We start from the raw sequence: 16,249 nt of genomic DNA, 5'->3' as shown, positions 1-16,249 counted from the left end.
CACTCGCTCTCCCCCGGATCGCACTGACTCAGGGAAAGCGCTGTGCGGGCGTACGCTGGTTTCATGGACCAGAGCACCGCACCGGAGACGTCGGCGACGGACGACCTGCCCTTCGACGTGTTCTCCAAGCAGTGCCCCTCGCGCGGCCTGCTGGAACACGCCACCGGCCGCTGGGGTGCCCTCACGCTCGGCGCGCTGTACGAGGAGAGCCTGCGCTTCAACGCGCTGCGCCGCCGGGTCGACGGGGTGAGCGAGAAGATGCTGTCCCAGACCCTGCACGCCCTGGAGCGGGACGGACTGGTGCACCGCGAGGCCCAGCTCGTCAATCCGCCGCGCGTCGACTACGAGCTGACCCCGCTCGGCCGCGAGGTCGCGGAGCGGCTGCTCTCCCTGATCCACTTCGTCGAGGGCCGGATGCCCGACGTCCTGGAGGCCAGGGCCCGTTACGACGAGGCGCGCGCGGACAGGCCCTAAGGTCTGACGCGCGGCGGACGCTGGCAGCGGGGGCAGTAGTAGCTGGACCGGTTCATCCAGGGGCGCCGCGCCATCGCCGTACCGCAGCGGTGGCAGGGCTCGCCCTCGCGGCCGTAGGCGTCCAGTGACCGGTCGAAGTAGCCCGACTCGCCGTTCACGTTCACATACAGGCTGTCGAAGCTCGTGCCGCCCTGGGCCAGCGCCGCGTTCATCACGTCGCGGATGTGGCCGAGCAGCTCGGCCGACTTGGGGCGGGTCAGGGTCGCGGTCGGGCGGTCGTAGTGCAGCCGGGCACGCCAGAGCGCCTCGTCCGCGTAGATGTTGCCGACCCCGCTGATCAGCGACTGGTCGAGCAGGGCGCGCTTGACCGTGGTGCGGCGCAGCCGCAGCGCCGTGTGGAAGGCGGCGTCGTCGAAGGCCGGGTCCAGGGGGTCGCGGGCGATGTGCGCGATGACGTCGGGCAGCCCGTCGAGGGTGTTCTCGTGGAGCGAGAGCCCGCCGAAGGTGCGCTGGTCCACGAAGCGGAGTTCGGTGCCCACCGCGTCGGCGAACCTGACCCTGATCCGCAGATGCTTCTCGTCGGGCGCCCCCTCGGGCTGGACGAGCAGCTGGCCGCTCATGCCGAGGTGGCCGAGGAGCGAGCCGGCCGCGTCGTCGAGCGGCACCCACAGGTACTTGCCCCGGCGCATCGCGGTCCCGAACCGCGTCCCCGTGAGCCGGGCCGCGAAGTCCACGCCGCCCGCGAGATGGCGGCGGACCGCGCGCGGGTGCAGGACCTCGACCTCACCGGCGGTCCGCCCGGCGACCCAGCGCTCCAGTCCGCGGCGGACGACTTCGACCTCGGGCAGTTCGGGCATGGACGGCTCCTGGGGGGACGCGACGGGGTACACGGACACGGAGAACCCCCCGGTGCACGGCGGCACCGAGGGGTTCTCGCAGGTCAGGCCGGAGCGACGTCCGTGGACGGCGACGGGTCGGCAGGGGTGTCGGCGGCCCCTCCGTCGGCACCGGCCTTCGCCGCTGCCTCCCGCGCCTCCGCGGCGGCGCTGATCTCGCGCCAGGCGGACTCGGCCGCCTGTTGCTCCGCTTCCTTCTTGCTACGGCCGGTGCCGGTGCCGTACGAGACACCACCGACGCGGGCGGCAGCAGTGAAGGTCTTCTCGTGGTCCGGGCCGGTCTCCGTGACGAGATACTCGGGGACTCCGAGGCTCTCGCTCGCGGTGAGCTCCTGGAGGCTGGTCTTCCAGTCCAGGCCGGCGCCGAGGTTCGAGGACCTGTCGATCAGCGGGTCGAAGAGCCGGTGGACCAGCTCGGACGCCGCGTCGAGGCCCTGATCGAGATAGACCGCGCCGATCACCGCTTCCAGGGTGTCGGCGAGGATGGAGGCCTTGTCCCGGCCACCCGTGCCCTCTTCACCGCGGCCGAGCCGGATGAAGGAGCCGAGTTCGAGGCCGCGGCCCACTTCCGCAAGCGCACGCGAGTTGACCACCGCGGCCCGCAGCTTGGCCAGCTGGCCTTCGGGCAGGTCGGGGTGGGTGCGGTACAGCGTGTCCGTGACCACCAGGCCGAGCACGGAGTCCCCGAGGAACTCCAGCCGCTCGTTGGTGGGCAGACCGCCGTTCTCGTACGCGTACGAACGGTGGGTCAGCGCACGCACCAGAAGGGCGGACTCGAGTTGGTACCCGAGCCGCCCTTCCAGAAGCGTGTGGGACGAGGCTGTGTTGACGTTGTCTGCCTGCTTCTTGGCGTGGGACAACTCAGACATCGGGCCTCTCACCAGCCGCTCAGACCTCGAGGACCTGGCGCTTGTTGTACGTGCCGCAGCTGGGGCACGCGATGTGCTGCAGCTTCGGCTCCTGGCAGCGCTCGCACGAAACCAGGGTGGGGACCGCAGCCTTCCACTGCGACCGGCGGTGGCGCGTGTTGCTGCGCGACATCTTCCGCTTCGGAACAGCCACGGCTACTTCTCCTGCTTCTTGTCGACGCCGGGTGCGGCGCCGCCCATGTTGTCCTTCTCGCCGTCCTGAATGGTCTCGGCGAGTCCTTGCAGTGCCGCCCAACGAGCGTCGACGGCATCGTGGTGGTGGCCGGGATTCTCGTCCAGCCTGACTCCGCACTCGGAGCACAGACCGGCACAGGATTCCTTGCACACCGGCTGCATCGGCAGTGCGAGCACCACCGCATCACGCAGCACCGGCTCGAGGTCGAACAGGCCGTCCTCGAGAAAAAGCCTGTCCTCGTCGTCCTCGGCGTCGTCGACCGGGTCCGCGGGCTTGCCGTGGTTCCGGTCATCGGCGTCAGGGTACGAGAACATCTCCTGGAAGTCCGCCTCGACCTCGCGGCTCAGCGGCTCCAGACACCTTACGCACTCCCCCTCGACCGTCGCACGGGCGGTCCCGGTCACGAGCACGCCCTCCATGACGGATTCGAGACGGAGGTCCAGCTTCACCGGCGCGCCCTGCGGCACTCCGATGACGTCGCCGATACCGAGGTCGGCGGGAGCGTCCGCCGTGCGGGTCAGCCGCTTCATGGCACCCGGACGCCGGCCCAGCTCGTGCGTGTCGAACACGAGGGGGTTTCGGTGGTCGAGGTGGCCGTTCAGGGCTTTTCCTGCTTTCGGATCGAACGCGTCACGCGTGGTGGGGAAGGGCCGACCGGTCCGGAGTCGAAGCGGGCAGCCGGGATCGCGGACATACGCGCGACCGAAGAGCCAGGATACTGGACACACCGCCCAGCTCCCAATCCGGCCCCGGGCGGACCCCCGGCCGGCCGGTCAGCGTTCCTGTTCGTAGCGGCGCAGCTGCTCCAGGTCGATCATGCTGGTGTCGAACAGGCTGGTCTCGTCCAGGGCGCCCTCGCCGTGCTGCTGGTGGGGCTGCGGGGGCTGGACCGGCTGCTGCCAGGCGTCGTAGCCGCCCTGCGCCTGCATCCCGTTCTGCGCCTGGCCCTGGTCGTAGCCCTGCTGTTGGTAGGCGGCGTACGGGTCGGGCTGCTGCTGGTAGCCGTAGACGTCCTGCTGGGGGTGCTGGGCGTGCTGGTCCTGGTACGCGTCCTGCTGCGGCTGGTCCTGGTAGCCGTCCTGCTGCTGGACCTGCTGGTCCTGGTAGCCGTAGCCCTGGGCGTACTGCGGTTCCGGCTGGCCGTACTGCGGCTCGGCCTGGTGCGGGATCCGGAGCGGCTGCGGGGTGGCGACCTCGGCCAGTCCGGCCCAGTGGTCCTCGTCGCTGGTGTGGCCCTGGTCGCCGGCCGCGTCCTGGGCGGCGATGTGCGCGCCCAGCTCGTCCGTGGCGACCCGGCCGTGCAGCTTCTGCCGGCCCCGGCCGACCGCCTCCAGGGTCTTGGCGAGCACCGCCTCGAAGGCGCCGAGCTTGGTGTCCACGTACTCGTCGGCCCGGCGCTGGAGCGTGGCCGGGTCGGTGCTGCGCTCGGGGGCCTCGGCGAAGTCCGGGTCCTCGTAGCCCTGCTCGTCGAAGCCCTGGCCGCGCCCGAGGAGCTTCTCGCGGCCCCGGTCGACGGAGCCGATGGTCTTGGTGAGGACGACCTCGAAGTTGGCGAGCTTGCTGTCGACGTACTCGTCGGCCTCGGCGCGGACCTCGTCGGCCTCCTTGCGGGCCTCGGTGAGGATCCGGTCGGCCTCGGCCTGGGAGCGCTGGGCGATCTCGGTGCCGGAGACCAGGGCGGTGCGCTCGGCGTGGGCGCTCTCGATGATGCGGCCGGCCTCCTGGCGGGCCTGTTCGACGAGCTGCTCGTGGCCGCCGATGACCTCCGCGGCCTGGGCGAGCGAGCCGGGCAGGGCCTCGCGCACCTCTTCGAGCATGGCGAGCAGTTCGGCGCGGTTGACCACGCAGGACGCCGACATGGGCATGGACCGGGCGTTCCCGACCGTCTCGACGATCTCGTCGAGCTTCTTCTGCACGTCCACCGTGTGCTCGCCACTCTCTACTGCCGGTTGGAGACGGACGGGACGACTGTACGGCCAGTCGGCTCCCGTCCGACACCTGCGGTGCGCAGGGCTGACGTGCAGTCAGTGGCTCAGGACTGCGCGAGGCGTTCGGCCAGGGCCTCCTGGACCACCGGCGGCAGCAGGTGGGAGACGTCGCCGCCCCAGGTCGCGACCTCCTTGACCAGGGAGGACGACAGGAAGCTGTAGGTGGGGTTGGTCGGCACGAAGAGCGTTTCGACGCCGGAGAGCCCGTTGTTCATCTGGGCCATCTGGAGTTCGTAGTCGAAGTCGCTGACGGCCCGCAGGCCCTTCACGATCGCCGGGATGTCGCGCTGCTTGCAGAAGTCGACGAGGAGGCCGTGGAAGGCCTCGACCTCGACGTTGCCGAACTCGGCGGTGACCTGGCGGATGAGGTCGATCCGCTCGTCGACCGTGAACAGGCCCTTCTTGGACTGGTTGATCATCACCGCGACGTGCACGACGTCGTACAGCTTCGAGGCTCGGCCGATGATGTCGAGATGTCCGTTGGTGATGGGGTCGAACGACCCCGGGCATACGGCGCGGCGCAACTTGATTCCCTCGCTCTCCGGTCCGGTCATCGTGCGTCTTCGCACGTAGCGGCGGCGCGACCGTACCAAAGCGTTCCCTCGCCGTAGCGACGGGCCCGCAATGGCTCGAAACCCTTGGGCCAGCTGAATTCTCCGCCTCTGGTGCTGCGTTCCACGGTGACGAGTGCTTCGTCCGTGAGCCACCCCTGGGCACGGAGTGTGAGCAGTATCTCGGCAAGATCGTCGTCGGTGACGGCGTACGGCGGGTCCAGGAAGACCACGTCGTACGGCTCGGCCGGCGCCGGACCTGTCACGATCTGTTCGGCTTTGCCGCCACGGACCTCGGCGCCGGGCAGGCCGAGGGTGCGGGCGTTGTCCTTGACGGTGCGCAGGGCCTTGGCCTCGGCCTCCACGAGCAGGGCGTGGGCCGCGCCCCGGGACAGCGCTTCGAGGCCGACGGCGCCGGATCCGGCGTAGAGGTCGGCGACGCGGATGCCGTCCAGGGTGCCGAGGAGCGCCTGCCAGGTGGAGAACAGGCCCTCGCGCGCGCGGTCGGATGTGGGCCGGGTGCCGGTGCCGGGCGGGACGGCCAGGCGGCGTCCGCCGGCCACGCCTGCGATCACGCGGGTCATGGGTGACTGGTCCTCGGGTCGGGGCGGCGCGCGGGGTGCCGTAAGCGCCGTACCTCCCACGATATGGCGTCGGGGAGGGCCGGGCTCCCCGGGGCGGGCGCGGGCGGCCCGGCCGGCTCATCCCTTGTCCAGGTACTCCTCGCGCTCCTTGTCGAGCAGGGCGTCCAGGGCGGTGCGCAGCTCGGGCAGGTGTTCCAGCTCGGGGTCGGCGGCGACGACGGCGACGGCCTCCTGGCGGGCGGCGGCGATGACCTCCTCGTCGTCGATGACGTTCAGGACCCGCAGCGAGGAGCGGACCCCGGACTGGGCCTGGCCGAGCACATCGCCCTCGCGGCGCTGTTCGAGGTCGATACGGGAGAGCTCGAAGCCGTCCAGCGTGGCGGCGACGGCGCCGAGGCGGGCGCGGGCGGGGCTCGCCTCGTGGGCCTCGGTGACGAGCAGGCAGAGGCCGGGGGCGGAACCACGGCCGACCCGGCCGCGCAGCTGGTGCAGCTGGGAGACGCCGAAGCGGTCGGCGTCCATGATGACCATGGCGGTGGCGTTGGGGACGTTGACGCCGACCTCGATGACGGTGGTGGCGACCAGGACGTCCACGTCGCCGGCGGCGAAGCGGCGCATCACGTCGTCCTTGTCGTCGGGCTGCATCCTGCCGTGCAGCACCTCGACACGCAGACCGTTCAGGGGGCCCTTGGCGAGCTGTTCGGCGATCTCCAGGACGGCGAGAGGCGGGCGCTTGTCGGCCGTCGCCTCCTCCTCGGCGGTCTTCTTCTTCCCCTTCTTCTTGCCGGGGTCGTCCTCGTCGTCCCCGATGCGGGGGCAGACGACGTACGCCTGGTGGCCGTTCTCCACCTCCTCGCGGACCCGTTCCCAGGCGCGGCTGAGGAAGTGCGGCTTGTCCTTGGCGGGGACGACGTGGCTGGCGATGGGCGAGCGGCCGGCCGGGAGCTGGTCGAGGACGGAGGTCTCCAGGTCGCCGAAGACGGTCATGGCGACCGTGCGCGGGATGGGGGTGGCGGTCATGACGAGCAGGTGCGGCGACCTCTTTTCCCCCTGGGAGTTCGCCTTCGACCTGAGGGCGTCGCGCTGCTCGACCCCGAAGCGGTGCTGCTCGTCCACGACGACCAGGCCCAGGTCGTGGAACTTGACCTTGTCCTCGATCAGGGCGTGCGTCCCGATGACGACGCCGGCCTCACCGGTGACCAGGTCGAGCAGGGCCTGCCGGCGGGCGGCGGTGCCCATGGACCCGGTGAGCAGGACGACCTTGGTGCCCTGGTCGGACCCACCGAGCATGCCGCCCTCGGCCAGCTCCCCCATCATCTCGGTGATGGAGCGGTGGTGCTGCTGGGCGAGGACCTCGGTGGGCGCGAGCATGGCGGCCTGGCCGCCCGCGTCGACCACGGCGAGCATGGCGCGCAGGGCCACCATGGTCTTCCCGGAACCGACTTCGCCCTGGAGGAGGCGGTGCATCGGGTGCTCGGTGGCGAGGTCGTCGAAGATCTCCTTGGAGACCTTCTGCTGGCCGTCGGTGAGCGTGAACGGCAGCTTCGCGTCGAACGCGTCGAGGAGACCGCCCGGGGCGGGCCTGCGGGCGACGGCCGGGAGCTGGGTGTCGGCGTACCTGCGGCGGGCCAGGGCGACCTGGAGGACGAAGGCCTCGTCCCACTTGAGCCGGTCGCGGGCCGCCGCCACGTCGGCCTTGGTGGCCGGGCGGTGGATCTTCAGCAGGGCCTCGGGCAGCGAGGTGAAACCGCGGCCCTCGCGCAGGGCCTCGGGCAGGGGATCGACGGCCTCCTGGGCGCTGGGCAGCACCGCGTCGACCGCCTTGGCGATCCGCCAGGAGTCGAGCTGCTTGCAGGCGGGGTAGATCGGCAGCAGCTTGCCCGCGAAGGCGTCGACGGCCTCGCTCGCCTCGTCGGTGTCCGCGGCGTCGAGCAGCTGGTAGGTCGGGTGGGCGAGCTGCATCTTCCGGTTGAAGACGGAGACCTTGCCGGCGAACATGGCGCGCCGGCCGGGCAGCAGGTCCTTGTGCGGTTTGTGGACGCCGTGGCCGAAGAAGACGAGCTGGAGCCTGCCGTGGCCGTCGGTGAGGGTCACTTCGAGGCGCTTGCCGCGTCCGCCGTTGAACGTGAGCACGCGGGCGTCGGCGACCTGGGCGACGACGGTGACGTGCTCGTCGAGCGGGAGGTCGGTCAGCGCCGTGAGCCGGCCGCGCTCCTCGTACCGGCGCGGGTAGTGATGCAGGAGATCACCGACCGTGTGCAGGTCGAGGTGCTCGGCCATCACCTTCGCGGTGGGACCGCCGAGCAGCTTCTTCAGGGGTTCGTCGAACGCAGACACGCGATCCATTGCACACCACGGCAGTGACAGTTGTCCGCCGGGCGCCGCCGGACCCCGGAAACTCCTGGTGGGAATCGTGATGCGACCCTAGGATCGGCTCCCCACGCCTCCCCTCCGCGATCACCTCCCGGGATCGCCCGACCCGCGCTGTCGCAAGACCCCCCACCGGCGCTGCGACGATGACATCTGAGACTTCAGCACCCGACCCCGCCGCCAGGGAACCGCACACCTTCCAGGTGGATCTGCGCGGACTGGTCGACCTCCTCTCCCACCACCTCTACTCCTCGCCGCGCGTCTATCTGCGCGAGCTGCTGCAGAACGCCGTCGACGCCATCACCGCCCGCCGGGCCGAACAGCCGGACGCGCCCGCGCTGGTGCGGCTGTCCGTGGAGGACGGCCGGCTGCGAGTGGAGGACAGCGGCATCGGTCTGACCGAGGCCGATGTGCACAACCTCCTCGCCACGATCGGCCGCAGCTCCAAGCGGGACGGAGCCGACGGCCTCGCATCGGCACGCGCCGGGTTCCTCGGCCAGTTCGGGATCGGGCTGCTGGCGTGCTTCGTGGTGGCGGCCGAGATCCGGGTGGTGAGCCGGTCCGCCCGGACGCCCGGACAGCCGCCCGTGGAGTGGTGCGCGCGGGACGACGGTTCGTACACCGTCCGTACGCTGCCCGACAGCGCGCGCCCGGAGCCCGGGACCACCGTGCATCTGACGGCCCGGCCGGGGAGCGCCGAGTGGCTGGAGGAGGAGCGGGTGCTGTCGCTGGCCCGTGACTTCGGTTCGTTGCTGCCGTACGACGTCCGGGTCGGCGAGGCGGCCGTCACCTCGCTGCCGGCCCCGTGGGACCGGGCGTATCCGAGCCCGGCCGCGCGGCGGGTGGCGCTGGCGCGCCACTGCCACGAGCAGTTCGGCTTCACCCCGCTCGACACGATCGACCTCGCGCTGCCGCTCGCCGGGATACGCGGGGTGGCGCACGTCCTGCCGTCTGCGGTCAGCCCGGCGCAGCGGGCGGGCCACCGGGTCCATCTCAAGGGCATGCTGCTGACGGACCGGGCGGAGGAACTGCTGCCCGAGTGGGCGTTCTTCGTGCGGTGCGTGATCGACACGGACAGCCTGCGGCCCACGGCCTCGCGGGAGGCGCTGTACGCGGACGAGACGCTGGCCGCCGTACGCGACGCGCTCGGCGACCGGATCAGGGAGTGGCTGACAGGGCTCGCGGCGGGCGATCCGGAGCGGCTGGCGCAGTTCCTGGCGGTGCACCACCTGGGCGTGAAGTCGCTGGCCCGGCACGACGACGCGATGTGGCGCACGATGCTGCCGTGGCTGCCGTTCGAGACGACGGACGGGCGGCTGTCGCTGGAGGAGTTCGCCCGGCGTCACCCCGTCGTGCACTTCACCCGGTCCGTGGAGGAGTTCCGGCAGGTCGCGCCGATCGCGTCCGCGCAGGGCATCGGGGTGGTCAACGGCGGCTACACGTACGACACCGAGCTGGTCGAGCGGCTGCCCGCGGCCCGGCCGGGGACGGTGGTCGCGGAGCTGGACGCGGACACGGTGACCGCGCATCTGGACGCCGCGGACCCGCGCGAGGAGCTGGCGCTCGGCCCGTTCCTCGCGGCGGCGCGCGCCCGGCTCGACGCGCTGGGCTGCGACGTGGTGCTGCGCGCCTACCACCCGGTGACCACGCCCGCGCTGCACCTGGACGACCGGTCGGTCCGCCACGAGCAGGCCAGGGCGGAGGCCGAGGAGCAGGCGGACGACCTGTGGGCGGGCATCCTGGGCTCGTTGCGCGGCAGCGCGCCGCGCGCCCGGCTGGTCCTGAACCAGCTCAACCCGCTGATCCGCCGCATCGGTGCGCTGGACACCCCCGAGCTGGCCGCCACCGCGACGGAGGCGCTGTACGGGCAGGCGCTGCTGATGGCCCAGCGGCCACTGCGGCCCGCCGACTCGGCGCTGCTGAACCGCGCGTTCCTGGGGCTCCTGGAGTGGGCCGCGCCCCCGGCCGCACCGCCGTCCGCACCGCCGTCCGCACCGCCCGGCACCGACCGTACCCCGCCCGTGAACCCCGAGGAGGACGGCCGATGAGCGCCGACGCCGCGACGATCCGCCAGGCCCTGCGGGAGAACCAGGACGAGCCGGAGGGGCCCGCGCGCAACGCCCGCTCGGAGCGGCTGCTGACCGAGGCGGAGCAGACCGGGGACACCGGGCTGCTGATCGAGGCCCTCGTCCATCAGCTGCAGGTCTACAACTACAGCTCCGAGAAGGACAAGATGTTCGTCCCCTTCGCGCGGCTGCTGCGCATGTGGGAGGAACAGCCGGGCGAGTTCAGCGACTTCATGACCCACCATCTGTTCTGGATGTTCAAGTGGGTCTCCAGCTCGATGACCGACCAGCCGCACATCCCGCTCGCCTCGATCGAGAAGTGGCAGGCGGAGATGGCGCACCGCTACCGGCTCGCCGGCCACTCGGAGCGGGCCGTGCGCCAGGGCGAGCTGGAGATCGCCCGGCACCTGGGCGACCGGGAGCGGGGCGAGCGGGCGTTCACCGCCTGGCTGGCCGCCGACCGGGACCGGATGGCCAACTGCCACGCCTGCGAGCTGCACGGGCAGGGTTCCTGGCACGTATGGAACGGCCGGGACGAGGAGGCGCTGAAGACCTGGGCGCCGGTGCTGGAGGGCGAGCACGTCTGTGCGCACGAGCCGCACGCCGTGCTGGCGGGCTCCCTGCTGCCGCTGCTGCGGACGGGCCGCGCGGAGCAGGCGCGGGCGCATCATCTGCGCGGGTACCGGATGGTCCGGCCGATGGAGAGCATGCGCTACTCGGCCGCCCTGCACATCGAGTTCTGCGCGCTGACCGGTAACGAGGCCCGGGGTCTGGAGATCCTGGCGGAGCGGCCGGCGTACTTCACCGACAGCGGGAACCCGGGCAGCCTGATGAGCTTCCTGACCGTGACCGCTCTGCTGATGGACCGGCTCGTCGCGCTCGGCCACGGCGGGCAGTCCGTGCCCGGCCCGGCCGGCACGGAGTGGACGGCCGCGGCGCTGGCCGCCGAGGCCCGGACCCAGGCCTTCGCCCTGGCCGCCCGCTTCGACGAGCGCAACGGCAACGCGTACGTGAGCCAGGAGGTGCGCGAACGCCTGGCCCGGGTTCCGCTGCTCGACCGGCTGCCGCTGGGTGTACGGGCGGTGCGGCCGGTGAGCGCGGCGCCCGCCCCCGTACGTCCGGCGGCCGTGGCCCCCGAGGCGGAGGCGCCGGACCTGGCCGCGCTGCTCGCGGAGGCGTACCGGCTGTCCGAGGCCCAGCGGCCCGGGGCCCGCGACGCCTGGCGGGCGGTGGCCGAGCGGGCGGCGGACGAGGGGACGGAGCTCGCGCCGCTGGACCGGGCGAACCTGGAGGACCACCTCGCGATGGACGGCAGTCTGCCGCCCGCCGAGGCCGCGGAGGCGTTCGCGAGGGCGGCCGGGCTGTACGAGGCCGGGGGCGACGCGGGCGAGGCCGTCGCGGCGCGGGCCAGGAGCGCGTTCGCACGGTCGCTGGACGGGGAGACCGATGAGGCCGCGGCCCTGATCGCGCCGCTCGTGGAGCAGGGCCTCGCGCTGCACGCCGACGGCGGGGCCACCGCCCGGCAGGCGTCCGGGGTCCTGGTCTGCCGGGCCCGGATCACCGAACAGCGGATGCTGCGGGCCCAGGACGAGAAGGGTCATGAGGCCGCCCTCGCGGACCTCGAAGAGGCGGCCCGCGAGGTGCTGGCGTTCACCGAGCCCCGGTGCGGCGAGGACCGGATCGCCACCCGGACCGCCGAGGCGCTGGCCTTCCTCGGGGACGTCGCCGCGCACCGGGGCGACGGCCCGGCCGCCCTCGGGCTGTACGAGCGGGCCTGTGCCGAGGTGTACGAGGCCGGGCTGCCCTGGGCGGCGGTGGAGTACGAGTCCGGGACGGCGCGGATCGCGGCCGGTCTGGAGGATTTCGCGACGGCGGAGCGGGCCGCGCGGGCGGCGCTGGAGCACGGGGAGTCGTTCGTCGGCCCGTCGGGGCTGGCCCGGCTGCATCTGCGGCTGGCCGAGGTGCTGGCGGCGACCGGGCAGCTGGCCGAGGCGGCGGACCGGGGCCTGGACGCCTCGCACTGGGCGGACGAGTCCGGCGAGGGCGACACGCTGGGCGTCTACGCCCGGCACCAGCTCGGCGGCTGGCTGCTGCGGCTGGGCCGGGCGGCGGAGGCGGCGGCCGTGCTGGAGGCCGTCCTGCCCGACATCTCGGCCGAGCACCACGGCGACGGCATGCTCGTCCAGACGCTGTGGTGGCTCGGCGACGGGCTGATGGCGCTCGACGAGCCGAGGGCCGCGGCGGAGCACCGGCTGCGGGCGGCGGACCTCGCGCGCGAGTGGCCGGAGCAGCACGATCACGCGATGCTCGCCCAGCTCGCCGGTGAGGCCCTGTACCGGGCCGAACTGAACGCGGAGGCCGAGCGGGCCTACGCACGGGCCGGGGAGCTGTGGCGCTCGCTGGACGAGACGTCGGGTCTGGTACGGACGCTGCGCGTACGGGCCTGGATCGCGCTGCGGGAGGAACGGCTGCCCGAGGCCCGGACGTTCATGGCCGAGGCGGAGCGGGAGTGCGCGGCGCGTCCGGAGCTGGGCGCGGAGCTGGCGAGCACGTACCGGCAGACGGCCGACCTGATCGTCCAGGCCTGCGAGGGCGAGCCGGGCGAGGCGGCGGACGAGCCGGTGCGGGTGGCGTACGAGGAGGCGCTCGGGTACGCGGACCGGGCGGCGGAGACGTTCCGCGAGGCCGGCCATCTCGCCCTCGGCACGGCCGCGATGCTGATGGGCGCGTGGCTGGAGGCGGACCTCGGGCGGGGGCCGGGGGCGTTGTCGCGGGCGCGTTCGGTGCTCGACGCGTACGAGGGGGTGCCGGAGGGGACGGACGAGACGGCGGACGCGCGGCGGGCGGAGGCGGAGTCGGTGCGGGCGTATGTGACCGGCGCGGCGTAGCCCTGGCGGGCGGCGGGCCGGTCACATACGTCCGGGGGCGGGGCGGGCGGGGGTGGAAGCCATGGTAGTTTCGTATCTCCGGAGCAGGCGTTGTATGCTGCTTCGGTTGCCCGACGAGAGTCGGGACATTCCCCCGGTACCGCCACTTCAGTCCTTGAATCCGGCGTACCGGAATTCACTGTAAGTGCACCTGAAGTCTTTGGAGTGACCCGTGGCTGCCAACTGCGACGTTTGCGGCAAGGGGCCGAGCTTCGGCAACAGCATTTCGCACTCGCACCGCCGTACGTCCCGACGCTGGAACCCCAACATCCAGCGCGTGCGTGCCGTGGTCGGTCGGACGCCGAAGCGGCTCAACGTCTGCACCTCGTGCATCAAGGCCGGCAAGGTCGCGCGCTGACGTTCCCGTCGTAGCGCAGCCCTACCGGTTGCCCAAAAAGCCGGTCCATCTCGGTGGACCGGCTTTTTGCTGTGCCCGGACGGGGGCCCGGACGCCGGGGGCGGTCGCCCGCTCCCCGGCCGGGCCGTGCGGTCAGCCCGCGTCGCGCAGCCGCCAGCCGTGGCGGACCGGGCCGATGCCCGTGCCCAGCGCGAAGCCCGCCTCGATCGCCCCGGTGACGTACGCCTTCGCGGCCCGGACCGCCGCCGGCACCTCGGCGCCGAGCGCCAGGTGGCTCGCGATGGCCGAGGCGAGGGTGCAGCCGGTGCCGTGGGTGTGGCGGTTGTCGTGACGGGGGGCGCGCAGCCAGTGCTCCTCGCTGCCGTCGGTGAGCAGGTCGACGGGCTCGCCGGGCAGGTGGCCGCCCTTGACCACGACCCAGCGGGGCCCGAATCCGAGCAGTGCGGCGGCGGCCCGGAGCATCCCGGCCTCGTCGGTGACGGTGATCCCCGTGAGCTGTGCCACCTCGTCGAGGTTCGGGGTCGCCACGGTCGCCACGGGCAGCAGCTTCGTGCGGACCGATTCCAGGGCGTCGGCGGCCAGGAGCGGGTCGCCGTGCTTGGAGACGCCGACCGGGTCGACGACGACGGGCGCCCCGGTCCCCGCCAGGAGTTCCGCGACGGTCTCCACGAGGGGCGCGGACGCGAGCATCCCGGTCTTGACCGCGTCGACGCCTATGTCGTCGACGACGCTGCGGTACTGGGCGCGGACCGCTTCGGCGGGCAGTTCCCAGGATCCCTGGACGCCGAGGGAGTTCTGCGCGGTGACGGCGGTCAGCACGCTCATTCCGTGCGTGCCGAGCGCCAGCATCGTCTTGAGGTCGGCCTGGATGCCCGCACCGCCGCCGGAGTCGGATCCGGCGACGGTGAGCACACGGGGAGGTACGGAGTCGGTTGTCGGCATACGCCGCAATCTACTGGGCGTCCTCGATGTCGCCGAAGTGGTCCCAGCCGTTCTTGCTGGTCCAGGGCGCCCCGTCGACCGTCACCTGGGGCAGCGCCGAGGGGTTGAGGACCTCGCCGATCACCTTCCAGCGGGCCGGCAGCTTCACATCGGCCGGGAAGGTGGCGACGATCGCGTGGTCCTCGCCCCCGGTGAGGACCCACTGGAGCGGGTCGACGCCGACGGCCTGCCCGATGTCCGACATCTGGGACGGTACGTCGATGAGCCCGGAGCGCAGGTCGATGCGGACCTTGCTGGCCTCGGCGATGTGCCCGAGGTCGGCGACGAGCCCGTCGCTGACGTCGGTCATGGCGGTGGCGCCGAGCCCGGCGGCCGCGGGGCCCGCGTGGTACGGCGGTTCGGGGCGGCGGTGCGCCTCCACGAAGGCGCGCGGCGAGCGGAAGCCCCGGGAGAGCACGGCGTACCCGGCGGCGGACCAGCCGAGCCAGCCGGTGACCGCGACGACGTCCCCGGGCTGGGCGCCGGCCCGGGTGACGGGTTCGTGGTTGCGCAGGTCGCCGAGCGCGGTGATCGAGACGGTGATGATGTCACCGCGCACCACGTCGCCGCCGACCACGGCCGCCCCCGCGACCTGGCACTCGTCGCGCAGGCCGTCCATCAGCTCCGCGGCCCAGGTGACCGGGAGTTCGGCGGGGACGACGAGCCCGAGGAGCAGCGCGGTGGGCACGGCGCCCATGGCGGCGATGTCGGCGAGGTTCTGCGCGGCGGCCTTGCGGCCCACGTCGTACGCCGTCGACCAGTCGCGCCGGAAGTGCCGTCCCTCCAGCAGGATGTCCGTGCTGGCCACGACCCTGCGGTCGGGGGCGGTCACGACCGCGGCGTCGTCGCCCGGTCCGAGCCGGACCGCCGGAGTGGTGGTGAGCCGGGACGTGAGCTCTCTGATGAGCCCGAACTCCCCCAACTCGCCCACGGTTGCCTTCACCGAGTGTCACCTCTCATCTGTCGGGCCGGACGCTCCGGCCTGTCCCCCGTCCGCGCCGCCCCACTCGCGGTCGCGTGCCGTCACTGCTGTCGGTACTGTCAAGAGATACGTCAACTTGTGCGTTCTGTACGCCACGCTGAGGACGTCATCCGGCCCGTGGGTCTCCCCGCTGCGCGTGGCGACGCGATAACGTGGCGTCCCTTTCCCCCACATGATCCTCGTGGCCGCCCTGGAGGTTCCGTGGTACAGGCGTACATCCTCATTCAGACCGAGGTGGGCAAGGCGTCGATCGTCGCCGAGACCATCTCCAAGATCCCGGGAGTGATCCAGGCAGAAGACGTCACCGGCCCCTACGACGTGATCGTGCGCGCCCAGGCCGACACGGTCGACGAACTCGGACGCATGGTGGTGGCACGGGTCCAGCAAGTGGACGGCATCACCCGAACCCTGACCTGCCCGGTCGTTCACCTGTAGCCCCCGTCTACGCTGGGCCGGTGACGTCCTCCAGCCGCCGGCTCCCCCACCCCGTGCTCCTCGGTCCGTCCGCCGCCCTGCTGTTGCTGGCCGCGGCGGGCTGTTCCGCGGGCGACGCGACGGCGTCGGTCGCGGTGCCCTCCCCGCCCCCGGAAGCCGCAGCCTACTGCCGCGCGCTGGACAGGGAACTGCCGGATACCGTCGCCGGTCTGGAGCGCGGTGATCCGGAACCCGGTTCGGAGCTGACCGCCGGGTGGGGGGACGGGGCGATCGTACTGCGCTGCGGTGTGGAGCGCCCCGCCGAGATGGACGACGACCAGTCGAAGGGGATCACCGCGGACGGTGTGAACTGGATGCTGGAGCAGCGGGAGGACGACGGCCCCCGGCTGACGACCACCTCGCGCAAGGCGTACGTCGAGGTCTCGCTCTCGGAGGCGTACGCACACGACACGACCCCGCTCGCGGCTTTCGCCCCGGCGGTGAAGAAGACGGTGCCGAACCGGCTGTAGGGCGTGCGCTCGCTGCGAGCGCAC

16 protein-coding genes are annotated in these 16,249 nt (G+C 72.5%); 6 read left to right on the top strand and 10 right to left on the bottom strand.

All coding sequences use genetic code 11. The features are described from left to right. The first annotated feature begins 63 nt into the window (after positions 1–63). Entirely contained in the window at positions 64–474 is a 411-nt protein-coding gene (locus EAO73_RS10885; RefSeq protein ID WP_147971169.1) for a winged helix-turn-helix transcriptional regulator, read from the top strand. On the opposite strand, the gene mutM is transcribed toward EAO73_RS10885, so the two are convergent. From mutM to recG, 8 genes are all read right to left on the bottom strand, one after another. After that, entirely contained in the window at positions 471–1,331 is an 861-nt protein-coding gene (mutM, locus tag EAO73_RS10880; RefSeq protein ID WP_147971168.1) for a bifunctional DNA-formamidopyrimidine glycosylase/DNA-(apurinic or apyrimidinic site) lyase, read from the bottom strand. The genes EAO73_RS10885 and mutM overlap by 4 nt on opposite strands. Before the next feature lie 83 nt (positions 1,332–1,414). Beyond that, entirely contained in the window at positions 1,415–2,239 is an 825-nt protein-coding gene (rnc, locus tag EAO73_RS10875) for a ribonuclease III (RefSeq protein WP_147971167.1), read from the bottom strand. Positions 2,240–2,258: 19 nt separating this feature from the next. Further along, positions 2,259–2,432, bottom strand: a complete 174-nt coding sequence (rpmF, locus tag EAO73_RS10870) for a 50S ribosomal protein L32 (protein WP_003965982.1) — start codon at positions 2,430–2,432, stop codon at positions 2,259–2,261. Positions 2,433–2,434: 2 nt separating this feature from the next. Then, on the bottom strand, positions 2,435–3,043 hold the full coding sequence (locus tag EAO73_RS10865) for a YceD family protein (protein WP_147971166.1): 609 nt from the start codon (positions 3,041–3,043) through the stop codon (positions 2,435–2,437). A gap of 204 nt (positions 3,044–3,247) precedes the next feature. Next, the gene (locus EAO73_RS10860; protein WP_147971165.1) at positions 3,248–4,396 is read right to left on the bottom strand and encodes a cell division initiation protein; all 1,149 of its coding nucleotides are present in this window, start codon (positions 4,394–4,396) and stop codon (positions 3,248–3,250) included. Positions 4,397–4,506: 110 nt separating this feature from the next. Next, positions 4,507–4,986: a pantetheine-phosphate adenylyltransferase gene (gene coaD, locus EAO73_RS10855; protein ID WP_191134025.1), complete on the bottom strand. Its 480-nt coding sequence runs from the start codon at positions 4,984–4,986 to the stop codon at positions 4,507–4,509. A 26-nt stretch (positions 4,987–5,012) separates the two neighbouring features. Continuing rightward, the gene (gene rsmD / locus EAO73_RS10850; protein ID WP_147971163.1) at positions 5,013–5,597 is read right to left on the bottom strand and encodes a 16S rRNA (guanine(966)-N(2))-methyltransferase RsmD; all 585 of its coding nucleotides are present in this window, start codon (positions 5,595–5,597) and stop codon (positions 5,013–5,015) included. A 117-nt stretch (positions 5,598–5,714) separates the two neighbouring features. Beyond that, positions 5,715–7,943 carry an ATP-dependent DNA helicase RecG gene (gene recG / locus EAO73_RS10845; protein WP_191133985.1) on the bottom strand — a complete coding sequence of 743 codons (2,229 nt, stop codon included), beginning with the start codon at positions 7,941–7,943 and terminating at the stop codon, positions 5,715–5,717. Between the two features lie 170 nt (positions 7,944–8,113). Between recG and EAO73_RS10840 the strand changes: the two genes are divergently transcribed. The 3 genes from EAO73_RS10840 (at position 8,114) to rpmB (ending at position 13,318) form a co-directional block, all read left to right on the top strand. Beyond that, the gene (locus EAO73_RS10840; protein WP_147971161.1) at positions 8,114–10,015 is read left to right on the top strand and encodes an HSP90 family protein; all 1,902 of its coding nucleotides are present in this window, start codon (positions 8,114–8,116) and stop codon (positions 10,013–10,015) included. Next, complete coding sequence (locus EAO73_RS10835; protein WP_147971160.1) at positions 10,012–12,921, top strand: tetratricopeptide repeat protein; 2,910 nt, start codon at positions 10,012–10,014, stop codon at positions 12,919–12,921. Before EAO73_RS10840 ends, EAO73_RS10835 begins: the two co-directional genes overlap by 4 nt. 211 nt (positions 12,922–13,132) lie before the next feature. After that, complete coding sequence (gene rpmB, locus EAO73_RS10830) at positions 13,133–13,318, top strand: 50S ribosomal protein L28 (RefSeq protein WP_003965989.1); 186 nt, start codon at positions 13,133–13,135, stop codon at positions 13,316–13,318. Between the two features lie 132 nt (positions 13,319–13,450). Here rpmB and thiD read toward each other — a convergent pair whose 3' ends face one another. Then, positions 13,451–14,260, bottom strand: coding sequence for a bifunctional hydroxymethylpyrimidine kinase/phosphomethylpyrimidine kinase (gene thiD / locus EAO73_RS10825; RefSeq protein ID WP_147971159.1), 810 nt, complete (start codon positions 14,258–14,260; stop codon positions 13,451–13,453). A 10-nt stretch (positions 14,261–14,270) separates the two neighbouring features. Then, the gene (locus EAO73_RS10820; protein ID WP_147971158.1) at positions 14,271–15,242 is read right to left on the bottom strand and encodes a thiamine-phosphate kinase; all 972 of its coding nucleotides are present in this window, start codon (positions 15,240–15,242) and stop codon (positions 14,271–14,273) included. Positions 15,243–15,482: 240 nt separating this feature from the next. On the opposite strand from EAO73_RS10820, the gene EAO73_RS10815 reads away from it, so the two are divergent. Together EAO73_RS10815 and EAO73_RS10810 are read left to right on the top strand one after the other, a co-directional pair. Beyond that, the gene (locus tag EAO73_RS10815; RefSeq protein WP_147971157.1) at positions 15,483–15,716 is read left to right on the top strand and encodes an Lrp/AsnC family transcriptional regulator; all 234 of its coding nucleotides are present in this window, start codon (positions 15,483–15,485) and stop codon (positions 15,714–15,716) included. Between the two features lie 20 nt (positions 15,717–15,736). Then, entirely contained in the window at positions 15,737–16,225 is a 489-nt protein-coding gene (locus tag EAO73_RS10810; protein WP_224756230.1) for a DUF3515 domain-containing protein, read from the top strand. The last annotated feature ends 24 nt before the right edge of the window (positions 16,226–16,249 follow it).

Origin of the sequence: Streptomyces sp. col6, assembly GCF_008042035.1 — a bacterium.
Lineage (GTDB): Bacteria > Actinomycetota > Actinomycetes > Streptomycetales > Streptomycetaceae > Streptomyces.
Note: the sequence above shows the minus strand (reverse complement) of the source record. Positions and strands in the feature narration are given on the sequence as shown.

Bases quoted from the DNA above. Each gene is read 5' to 3' on its own strand.
- mutM (WP_147971168.1), bottom strand. From the start codon at position 1,331: ATGCCCGAACTGCCCGAGGTCGAAGTCGTCCGCCGCGGACTGGAGCGC.
- thiD (WP_147971159.1), bottom strand. From the start codon at position 14,260: ATGCCGACAACCGACTCCGTACCTCCCCGTGTGCTCACCGTCGCCGGA.
- rnc (WP_147971167.1), bottom strand. From the start codon at position 2,239: ATGTCTGAGTTGTCCCACGCCAAGAAGCAGGCAGACAACGTCAACACA.
- EAO73_RS10840 (WP_147971161.1), top strand. From the start codon at position 8,114: ATGACATCTGAGACTTCAGCACCCGACCCCGCCGCCAGGGAACCGCAC.
- EAO73_RS10885 (WP_147971169.1), top strand. From the start codon at position 64: ATGGACCAGAGCACCGCACCGGAGACGTCGGCGACGGACGACCTGCCC.
- recG (WP_191133985.1), bottom strand. From the start codon at position 7,943: ATGGATCGCGTGTCTGCGTTCGACGAACCCCTGAAGAAGCTGCTCGGC.
- rsmD (WP_147971163.1), bottom strand. From the start codon at position 5,597: ATGACCCGCGTGATCGCAGGCGTGGCCGGCGGACGCCGCCTGGCCGTC.
- EAO73_RS10835 (WP_147971160.1), top strand. From the start codon at position 10,012: ATGAGCGCCGACGCCGCGACGATCCGCCAGGCCCTGCGGGAGAACCAG.